The sequence below is a fragment of the Mesorhizobium sp. M0243 genome (assembly GCF_040321775.1).
Taxonomy (GTDB): domain Bacteria; phylum Pseudomonadota; class Alphaproteobacteria; order Rhizobiales; family Rhizobiaceae; genus Mesorhizobium.
Map to the genome: position 1 here is coordinate 1 of NZ_JAMYSF010000056.1, position 9,850 is coordinate 9,850.

The 9,850-nt window shown below is 60.6% G+C and carries 5 protein-coding genes and 4 pseudogenes; 6 read left to right on the plus strand and 3 right to left on the minus strand.

Going from position 1 to position 9,850, the window contains the following annotated elements; translation table 11 throughout:
* Nucleotides 1-96: 96 nt before the first annotated feature.
* A pseudogene (locus tag NKJ11_RS33265) lies at nucleotides 97-444 on the minus strand (ATP-binding protein); the annotation flags it as partial.
* A pseudogene (gene istA, locus NKJ11_RS33270) lies at nucleotides 441-1,704 on the minus strand (IS21 family transposase). The pseudogenes istA (NKJ11_RS33270) and NKJ11_RS33265, both read right to left, overlap by 4 nt.
* Before the next feature lie 322 nt (nucleotides 1,705-2,026).
* Here istA (NKJ11_RS33270) and NKJ11_RS33275 point away from each other — a divergent pair.
* On the plus strand, nucleotides 2,027-2,413 hold the full coding sequence (locus NKJ11_RS33275; protein WP_352795154.1) for a transposase: 387 nt from the start codon (nucleotides 2,027-2,029) through the stop codon (nucleotides 2,411-2,413).
* 83 nt (nucleotides 2,414-2,496) lie between these two features.
* Here the strand turns inward: NKJ11_RS33275 and NKJ11_RS33280 are convergent.
* A pseudogene (locus tag NKJ11_RS33280) lies at nucleotides 2,497-2,853 on the minus strand (transposase); the annotation flags it as partial.
* A 939-nt stretch (nucleotides 2,854-3,792) separates the two neighbouring features.
* On the opposite strand from NKJ11_RS33280, the gene NKJ11_RS33290 reads away from it, so the two are divergent.
* From NKJ11_RS33290 to istA (NKJ11_RS33310), 5 genes and pseudogenes are all read left to right on the plus strand, one after another.
* A complete protein-coding gene (locus NKJ11_RS33290; RefSeq protein WP_352795150.1) occupies nucleotides 3,793-4,530 on the plus strand; it encodes a GntR family transcriptional regulator in 738 nt (245 codons plus the stop codon).
* 25 nt (nucleotides 4,531-4,555) lie between these two features.
* Nucleotides 4,556-5,905 carry an NAD(P)/FAD-dependent oxidoreductase gene (locus tag NKJ11_RS33295; protein WP_352795151.1) on the plus strand — a complete coding sequence of 450 codons (1,350 nt, stop codon included), beginning with the start codon at nucleotides 4,556-4,558 and terminating at the stop codon, nucleotides 5,903-5,905.
* Between the two features lie 361 nt (nucleotides 5,906-6,266).
* Nucleotides 6,267-7,301, plus strand: coding sequence for a proline racemase family protein (locus NKJ11_RS33300; RefSeq protein WP_352795152.1), 1,035 nt, complete (start codon nucleotides 6,267-6,269; stop codon nucleotides 7,299-7,301).
* Between the two features lie 453 nt (nucleotides 7,302-7,754).
* Complete coding sequence (locus NKJ11_RS33305) at nucleotides 7,755-7,976, plus strand: hypothetical protein (protein WP_352795153.1); 222 nt, start codon at nucleotides 7,755-7,757, stop codon at nucleotides 7,974-7,976.
* Nucleotides 7,977-8,355: 379 nt separating this feature from the next.
* Nucleotides 8,356-9,449 (plus strand): annotated as a pseudogene (gene istA, locus NKJ11_RS33310) (IS21 family transposase); the annotation flags it as partial.
* Nucleotides 9,450-9,850 lie beyond the last annotated feature (401 nt).

The following is a 9,850-nucleotide window of genomic DNA, read 5'->3' on the forward strand; positions in this document are numbered from 1 at the left end:
GCAGGAGCGGACACAGTCCATTATCACAATCACAGGATCAGCAGATCCAGCTTTTTCAATAACATAGCGAGGTGTGCATTATGTCGTGGGATCGGTCGGGCCGAGGAAGTGGACGACCTCGCAGCGAGCGACGAAGCCGAGTTGGGCCAGCGTGAAGATTCGATCGCGGTCGAGCGAGGGCTGGAAAGAGAAGTCGAAGCCGGCGAGCGTCTTGATCGTGGCCAGGCGCCCCATGCGCAGTGCCGTCTTGGTCCGGCTGTTCTCGCGCAGGGTCAACTCTTCCGAGAGGAGGATGTCCATGGCTTCGAGGGCGGCGATCTCGCCTTTCTCGAGCCGGCGCACGACATGATCGAGCGCTTCGAGCGCCCGCGGCATCTTCAGGCCGACGAGGTCGTGGCGGATCCGGTCGATGGTGGATGGCGTGGTGTCGAGCGCGTTCGTCATGGACGTTGCTCCTTCGCCATCACCCGGGCGACGGCGTCGTAGAAGGCCAACGGGCGCTGAGCGACCCTGTCGCCCGAGCCATGAAGAATGACCTCGTCGTTCCTCAGTCTTTGTCGGCCGCTTGTGGACGTGGATGTTGCGATGACCCGGCTCGACATGACGCTGGTGCCGGCCTTCGAGAATAGGATGGGTGGCAATCAGTGCGCCGTCCTCGAAGATGCGCAACTCTTCGGCCAGCGTGTGTACCTCGACGACACGGCGCCTGGTGGCGTCGGGCACGCTGTAGAAATTGCCGCCGACGCTGACCATGCCCTCCCGGCTGATACGTCGCTCGAGCTTTAGGACCGATCGGAACGGAGCCAAAGGCAGCGGCCGCAGCGCTGCGCGCTCCTCGGCGAAAGCTTCGTTGACGACACGCCTTGTGGTGGCGTGAACCCTCGGGTTTGCGACCGTGTCCAGCCAGTGACGCAACTGGGCGTTCAGGTCTTCGAGATTGCGAAAGGACCGGGCCAGGAAGAAGTCCTCGCGAATGTAGCGGAACGGCCGCTCGACCTTGCCTTTCGTTTTGGCGCGGTAAGGCCGACACGCCTTGGGATGGAAACCATAGTGGCGGGCAAGATCGACGAGGGCACGGTTGTAGACGATGCCGCCGGTATCGCCTTCGCCGATCACAGCCGTCTTCATACGGTCGTAAAGCACTTCGCGAGGAGCGCCGCCCAGCGCCTCGAAAGCCCCAGCATGGCAGCGCAAGACAGTCGGCAGATCCTGGTGGACGACGAAGCGTGCCCAGATAAGGCGACTGAAGCCAAGCACCATGGAGAATAGCCAGACGATTCTCGGCGTGGTCGGCTCATCGGCAAAGACGACATTGAACTGAGCGAAGTCGACCTGCGCTTGCTCGCCGGGCGGGGTCTCGAAGCGAACCTCGTATCCACGCTCCGCCGCGGCAGGACGGACGTCGCGCAGGAAGTCGGTAACGGCCGTGTAGCCGCCGCCATAGCCGAGGTCCTTCAGTTCGCGGAAAAGCCGGCTGCCGGTGAGCCCGGGATATCGCGTGACCCGTTCGCGAAGATAGGCTGTGAAGGGATCGATCACCGCCTGACGCGGCTTGCGCGGTCCGTAGGCCGGAGCCTCGAGCCCGCGCGCAATGTATTTGCGCACCGTCTTGCGGTCGATCCCGCTCTCCCTGGCGATCGCCGACACCGACAGGCCCTGCCGATGCAAATCCAGTATCATCATCATCTCCCCGATCTTGATCACCGAAATCCCTCTCCCGACCATCAGGAGAAGCATCAACGATCACGCGCCGCCGGTCTTCCGGAGCGCGCTCCGGAAGACCGGCGACAGCGCTAAACTGGGGAAGATTCAAACGGCACTTCTGGGGAGTATTGAGCCGGCATCGACAGGATGAGGATTCGCGCATCCTGCCAGTGGCTGGCGGCGGCTTCGCGCAGGCCTACAATGCCCAGGCCGCAGTGGCGACGGGCAGCCTGCTGGTGGTGACCAACGATGTGGTTCAAGCCGCCAACGACAAGCAGCAGATCGCACGACGCTGGACAAGCTCGCCGCGCTTGGCGAGGCGCTGGGGAGCCCCGAGACCTTGCTGGCCGATAGCGGCTATTTCAGTGAAGCGAACGTCGAGGCCTGCGCGAAAGCCAGGATCGCGCCGCTGATCGCGCCGGGACGCGAGCGCCATCATCGCTCCTGGAAAGAGCGTTTCGCCGCCGCCCCGCAGGCGCCGGACGATCCGACAACGTTGCAGGCGATGGCGCACCGCCTGGCAACGCCCGAAGGCCGGCAAGCCTATGACTTGCGCAAGCAGACCCCCGAACCGGTGTTCGGCATCATCAAATCGGTCATGGGCTTCCGGCAATTCCACCTGCGCGGCCTCGAAAAGGTGAAAGGCGAGTGGAACCTGGTGACCCTGGCCTGGAACATGAAGCGGATGTTCGCCCTCAGCCAAGCCTGAGCCAGCAGCCGCACCCCCGTTCCTCAAGAGAAGTCCTGAAACCATGAAATCTTCACGTTCCAATGTGTGCTCAGTCCACTTCGCATGCCCCAGCCCGACAGGCTGCTAGGAGAATGCAGTAGCATCGTGAAGCGCGTCGTGCGCTCGACCAGCGTCCCGATCGCCGAGCTGCCAAGACCGAAGATCGCCTTCCCAATCTCGGCACCGCTCGATCGGCCGCTTCGGCGGGGTGCTGACTTATCATGATCTCCGGGTGAGACATTGCCCTTGCCTACGTACGCGCGCGCCCTGGGGACCCGTAACACACCTCCTGTTGGTAAGCAGACCGTCAACTCGCCTCGTTGCACTCCGCGGCCCTGAATGAAAAGGGCCTGATAGATGGCTTCGTGGCTAATGCGCATGGTTTTGTCGTCCGGAAAGTCGATCCACAAGCGTCGGGCTGAGGATGAACATCGCGGTGGCATACCGCCGCCGCCTCTCGGAACCATCTGGTGCCCACAGGCTGCGACACTCCGGCTCGAGCGCAGCATCGTCGCTACTCAGCCCTGCGGCGATCGCCCGCCAGAATCCATTCTGTTCATCGGGCCAGGACGATTTGGCGGCAGAACTGACGGCACGGTCGTCGAGAGTCAGGGGCGTTCGAGCGCAAGCGCCCCGCCCGCAAGCCTTTCCCCGAACATCTGCCGCGTGAGCGTGTCGTCATCGCCGCACCGTCAACCTGCCCGTGCTGCGGTCCGGCCAAGCTGGCAAAGCTTGGCGAGGACGCGCATTCTTGCCCGATAACGATTTGGCGGCCTTGGCCGGCCCAGCTTCTTGGCAGGCTCGAGGCCGAAGCAACGCGACGCCTACTCAATACAGGCCCGGATCGCCGCGCTGGAGCGGCTCGTCGGCAAACAGGCTGCGGAATTGGATTTCCTGAAAAAGGGGGATTCGGAAAAGCGCACTTTGCCGCCGAAACGAGGGACTACGTCCGTCATCACGGCCCTGCGATGTCGAATGATGGGATCGGGCGTCCAACCTACAATAACCGTCCGGAAAGGCGAGCCGACGACACGGCGGACGTCGAAGCGACGTTGGTCGCCGATTGCCAGGGCGACGCATTGGTCTGCTCCCGTCAATCATGTCTCTGCTTTGCCCCGATTTTCGCAAGCGAGCCGTGGGCGCTCCATTTTTCCCCGCGACTTAACCGCTATGGGACCGTTGGTGAAAACCTCCTCTGGAGTCGGCGTTGCACAATGTTGTATGCAGGTTGTCGACCTTGACTGGTCTGGGTAATAGTAGCTACCCGAACATCATGGATAGGCCGTTGAGCAAAGCCGTTTAGGCACCTCGGATGGTCTGGCTAATCAAGCTGATCTGGAGCGAGGATACGGACGACTATGCTAGTAAAAAAAGCAGCGGCGGCGCAAGGGACCACGGTACCCAGAGAAACCGGAAGTACCCGGGTCTATACCGAGCTCCGTCACAACATTCTGAGCATGGTGCTGCCCCCCAGCGCCCCATTGGACGAGGTAGGGTTGGGAAAACGCTTCCAACTTTCGCGGTCCCCTATTCGAGAGGCCCTGGTGCGCCTTGCCAGTGAGGGATTGGTCGTTACGCTTCAGAACCGCAGCACGATCGTAGCTCCTCTCGATTTCCGCAGCGTGCCCGAATATCTGGATGCTTTGGATCTTCTGCAGCGCGCTACCCATCGGTCAGCTGCCATTTGCCGCTCTCAGCGGGACGTAGAGGAAATCGAAGCTACACTTGGGATATTCGAGAAGAAAGCGAAGCTCAGTTTCGATACCGACGACTGGTTGCCTATGATCGAAGGTAACTACGATTTTCACATCCGGATCGCGCAGGCGGGCCGCAACCAGTATTTTGCCGGATTCTATAAGCGGATTCTGGAGGAAGGCCGACGGATGCTCTACTTTCACAGTGAATTCCTCTTCAAAAGCCTGGGTTCCACAGTAGGGCGCCTAAACCAGCACCACCGAGAAATGGTCGAAGCCATCCGCGTTCAAGATCCAGACGAGGCCGAGCGCCTTGCCCACGAGCACGCGAGGCAGTTCAAGGGGGACTTCCTGGAATACATGGAGCGGAGCATTACCTCGAAAATGAAAATCGCCACCTAAGGGAAGTCCTACCAAAGCGCGTCGCTTGACTGTCGACCTAATGTCGATTTATGTCCTTCACAAGGATCGGCAATGGCGCACGATCTTTGATCGGCGACTTCGAGGGATTTTCATGGAAGATGGCGCGCAGGCTTGTGCCGTGGGAGTCGTTGGCGCTGGTATCGTCGGGGTTGCATTGGCTTTTTTGCTCTCCAGGCGGGGCTTTGTCGTTACACTCCTCGATCGCGACGCTCCCGGAAGAGCCGGACCGTCCTTCGGGAATGCAGGACATATTGCGGGGTCGGAGATATTTCCGATCAGCAATCCCGGCATTCTAGGAACCGCAATCCGTATGCTGGTCGACCCAAATGCTCCGTTGAAGATCGATCCATTCTATGCGCCAAGGCTGGCGCCTTGGCTGTATCGCTTCTACCTCAGTGGTCGGCAGAGGGCCTACCAAAAGGCGACAGAAGCGCTGACGCTGCTTAGCGCCAAGGCACTCCCTTCCACCAAAGCGCTGCTGGCGGAAGCCGGACTCGGGAACATGGTTCGGCACGCGCCAGCCCTCTACCTTTATGGGTCGAGGCATTCGTTAGAGAGCGCCATCCCGAACTGGCGCGCGAAACTCGAGCGCGGTCACAGCTTCACAGTTATTGCCGACCGGCGCGATCTCGCCGAACTTGAGCCATCGCTTTCTCATGAGTTCGCGGGCGCCATCTTATCGGATGACTGGGGGGCAGTCGCCGATCCGTATGATGTGGTGACGAACCTGTTTCAAGCTGCGATTGGCAGCGGCGTCGAGTATCGGCGTGCAAGCGTGGAAGAGATACATCCAGCAGAGCACACGATCACGGTTAAGGGCGAGGGGGAGGCGTTCAGGTTTGATAAGGTTGTGATTGCATCTGGCGCGCACACACCCTTGCTTGCCCGTCAAATCGGCGATTACCTGCCAATTGAGGCGGAAGGTGGTTACAACTACACCTACCCGGCCTCTGGTCTAGAACTGAACCATCCGCTCATCCTCGCTGACCGCGGAATCGCTGCGACGAGCCTTTCAAGCGGTCTCAGGGTGGGTGGCTGGGCCGTGTTTGCCGGACTAAGTTCCGAGCCGAAACAAGCCTATTTCGATCGCATCGAAAAAATAGCGGAACGGACTTTTCCGCACCTGTGCACTCAGGGTGGTAGGCCTTGGTCAGGCCTTCGCCCTTCGACACCGGATTCGGTACCGATTATCTCACGATCTGCAAGAGCGAAGCGGCTATTCTACTCGGCCGGCCACGGCCATTGCGGACTGAGCTTGGCCGCGGCCTCGGCGGAGATCATGTTGGAACTGCTGAGGGGAAACCAACAAGCTGGCCAGCCGTTCGCGATCGACCGCTTCGAACGTCCTGGGTGAACCCCACCTTCGTTCCAGGCCTCCACCAGGAACGCCGGCGTCAACAGGATCAGGGTCACGGCGGCCACAAGCTATGCGGGAACGTTGAGCCCCAGCCGGCCTCAGGTCGAAGTAAGCGAGCGAAGAGCTGCCTCAGAAGTGCGAGTTCCCAGCCTTCCCATGGCCGGTCCCGATGACCATGTCGCCGCCGATAAGCCGTCCGAAGAATGTGCGGCCGCGGAGCGGCTCCGTACGCCCCGCTTGAAATAGGTGCGTCGGTCTGGTATCCAGCGGCAGAAAGATATTTGTCGTCATTATGTAGACAAAGCTAGGACCGAGACGCTTGTCCTGCGAGCGTTATCCGCCAGTTTGAGGAGCCCAAATGCGCTGGAGCAAGACCTTCACGATGGTGGAAGCACATTGCGAAGGAGACGTCGGTCGTGTCGTTACCGGCGGTGTCCTGTCGATTCCGGGCGAGACCATCCTCGACAAACTCCTTTACATAAACAACGTCGACGACCGGCTGCGCCGCTTCCTGGTGAACGAGCCCAGGGGATGCGCGCAGATGAGCACTAATCTCCTGTTGCCGCCGGTGCATCCCAACGCCGACGCCGCCTTCATTATCCTGCAGGGCGACAAGGCGCATGCCATGTCCGGCTCCAACAGCATCTGCCTCGTCACGGTGCTTCTTGAGACCGGCATGGTCGAGATGAAGGAGCCCGAGACGGTCGTCACAATCGAAACCGCGACCGGCCTCGTCAAGGCCGTCGCAAAGTGTTCGAATGGGAAATGCGAGCGCGTCACTCTCGACATGCCGCCGTCGTTCCCGTTGCTGCTGGACGCCGAGGTGGACGTCCCAGGCCTTGGCAAGGTGGTGGTGGACATTTCCTATGGCGGCATCTTCTACGGGCTCATAAATCCCGAGCAGTTCGGCCTGAAGCTCACGATCGAGAATGCGAGGACGCTCGTTGATATCGGTTGCCGTGTCCAGCGGGCCATCGACGCTCAGCTCGACGTCCGGCATCCCGAGATAGCCGGTCTGAGCGGGCTCTCCTACACGATGTTCGTCGGCTACGACGACGAGGACCGGATGAAAGGCGTCACGGTCGTTCCTCCGGGCCGCGTCGACCGTTCGCCATGCGGCACGGGCAACAGCGCACGGCTCGCGGCCATGTATGCGCGCGGCCAGTTCGCGGAAGGCGAGAAGCGGATCGCGCGCTCGATAATCGACAGCGAGTTCGAGGTTTCGATCATCGGAACGACCACGGTGGCTGGAAAGCCCGCCATATTGCCTAGGATTTCTGGGCGTGGTTGGATCCACGGCATCCATCAGATCGGTGTCGACCCCACCGACCCCTATCAGCTTGGTTACATGGTGTCCGATTGCTGGGGCGACGCCTTCGACCTGCTCAAGTAACGTTGCGAAGCCTCGTCCTCGATCCGCCGCCGGAGCCCTGTTCAGGGCGTCATGATCTTCACTTTTGAAGTTGATCGCTTCAGAAATTGAAGGAAGTTCCCCTTGAACTGGGCGGCGTGCTCTGCGCCAGTTGCTCGGCGGATACGGCTTCATCGAGGCGCGCTTGTAGGAGCGGCCCGCTCTCCCCGTCGTCATGGGGGAATCACCGAGCGCAGCGATGGGCGACGGGAAGCCGCGACCTGCCGGGCACTCAGCGGTGTCGGGGCTGAACGTCGTTGGAGCCAGCCGTAACGGTGACTCTGGCCGGCCTGATCAAAGAGATTGGCTAGCGCGTGCCGGTCTACGATGCCGGGATGATCGCGTCGGCCGAGCCCCTTATGATAAAAGCGACAGCGAGATCGCCAAAGCCGTATCGATGAACTTCACCGGGCTGATGCAACTGATAGGAAATCGTTGCCCGACGTGATCACGCGGCAGCGCGGACACCTTGTCGACCTGATCTCCACGTCCCCGCAGGCGCTCAATCCGGAACGTGCGCCATGGGGAATCGAACGCTTTGCACTGTGCCCTGCCGCTCTCTGCGTTATGATCTCTCAAGGACGACAGCGTGGCTTGCGCGAAGCGCCTGCCAGGCTGGCCAGCGAAAGGCTGGTGCTTGATGAATTGCTGCCATGAGTGAACACAGCTCAAAAGCAGGAAGAAGTGCAGGGCCTCACCTACAAGACGCCGCCGACGCGCGCAAGCGGATCGGGGTCTTCATCGCATCCATCTACAACCAGACCGCGGCTGCATTCGGCGCTCGGCTATTTAAGCCCGGAGGAATACGAACAGAAGCATTTACGCTGACGACAGATGGCAAACGCAGCGTAAGTTTAACACGGAAAACTTCCCGCGATTTCTGTGTTTCAGTCTAGGGGTGTACTCCATCCCTGTCCGGCTTTGCAAAGCCCCGTGGGTCGGTCAAAATCCCCCGGGTGTGGTCACTTGAAACTCCCCCACCTGATGATCACCGGCAGCACTACTGAACAGCGGTAGCCGGTAAGGCAGGACGTTTATTTTCACCCCTTTCATACAGCGAGGGGACCGGGAGTTGAACGTCTTAAAGGCACATCTGCAAAGCACCGTACTAACATTACTTGATCGCAACACCAGCCAGCGCGAGATTCAAAGGCTGACGGGTGTCGATCGCAAGACGGTTCGGCGTTACCGAGCGCAGCGGGCTGGTGCGGAGGCAAATTCCCCCGGGGAAGTGACCACCGGCTCGGCAAGCGCGGAGGACCAAATTCCTCCACCCCGACCACCGGCTTTTGGGGTGTCGGGAGCGACGGTCACCAGCAGCCTGGCCCGCTCGGCCTGCGAACTGCATCGGGCGTGGATCGAAGAACAGGTCCGCCTGAAGCGAAATGCGCAGGCGATTTACCAGGACTTGGTCGATCCGTTTGGCTTTCCGTCCAGCTACCAAAGCGTCAAGCGGTTTGTGCGCACGTTGCGACACAGCGATCCCAAGCAGTTTGATAGTCTTGAGTTCCTCCCCGGCGAGGAGGCTCAGGTCGACTATGGCGAGGGCGCGCTGACGATCGATCCCAAGAGCGGCCGGTACCGTCGTCCCCGCCTGTTCCGATGACGCTGCGCTATTCGCGGCGCAGCTTCCGGCGGGTGGTCTGGCAATCCAGCCAGCAAGTCTGGGCTCAGCTTCACGAAGAAGCGTTCCGCTATTTTGGCGGGGTGGCCAGCTATTTGTGCTCGACAACCTGAAGGAAGGCGTCCTCAAGCCCGATCTATACGAGCCCGGGCTCAATCCGATCTACAGTGCGATGCTGGCTCATTACGGCGTCATCGCCGATCCGGCCCGCGTGGCGGACCCCAATCGGAAGGGGAGCGTCGAGAATGCGATTCGACATACCTAGGGCCCAGGGGACCGCGCTGGCCGGACGGCGCTTCGAGACGCTGGAAGCCCAGAACGAGTTCTTGAGGCACTGGGAGGAGAACTGGGCTTCCAAGCGCATCCGCGGCAGCACTCGCCGTCAGGTCGAGGCCATGTTCCAGGAGGAGAAGCCGCACCTGCGACCGCTGCCTGTCGCACCCTTCCGCATCTTCACTGAAGTCGTTCGGACCATCTGCGACGACACCACCGTACGCGTCGACAGCTAACAAATCAACCTCCGTCCTGTCTTGCGGGTGGGGGAGGTTGACTGACCCTACCCGGGGGAATTTGAAGTGACCCGCGGGGGCAAAGACGCACACAAAAGTTTGAACGGCAACCGTTGCAACAAAACTCGAAATAAAATTTACAGATTCTTAACGCCGCAAAATCGTTGACGATGGTAGCCTCGGGGCAAGGCCTGAGGTCAAGCGCGCTACAAAGATGCCGACAATCCTCCGGACCGCCGCACGGCACGCACAGAAGGGGTCCACAGCCAATGGCAAGAGCGCTGATCCTGATTGGAGGCACGGTAATGGGCTCGGGTCTGCTCTACGTCCAGGCTGCCCAGCGTCTTGGCCTCCAGCCAATTACCCTTTCGCCCGATCCAACTCGGTATGACCATTTC

Bases quoted from the DNA above. Each gene is read 5' to 3' on its own strand.
- NKJ11_RS33290 (WP_352795150.1), top strand. From the start codon at position 3,793: ATGCTAGTAAAAAAAGCAGCGGCGGCGCAAGGGACCACGGTACCCAGA.
- NKJ11_RS33300 (WP_352795152.1), top strand. From the start codon at position 6,267: ATGCGCTGGAGCAAGACCTTCACGATGGTGGAAGCACATTGCGAAGGA.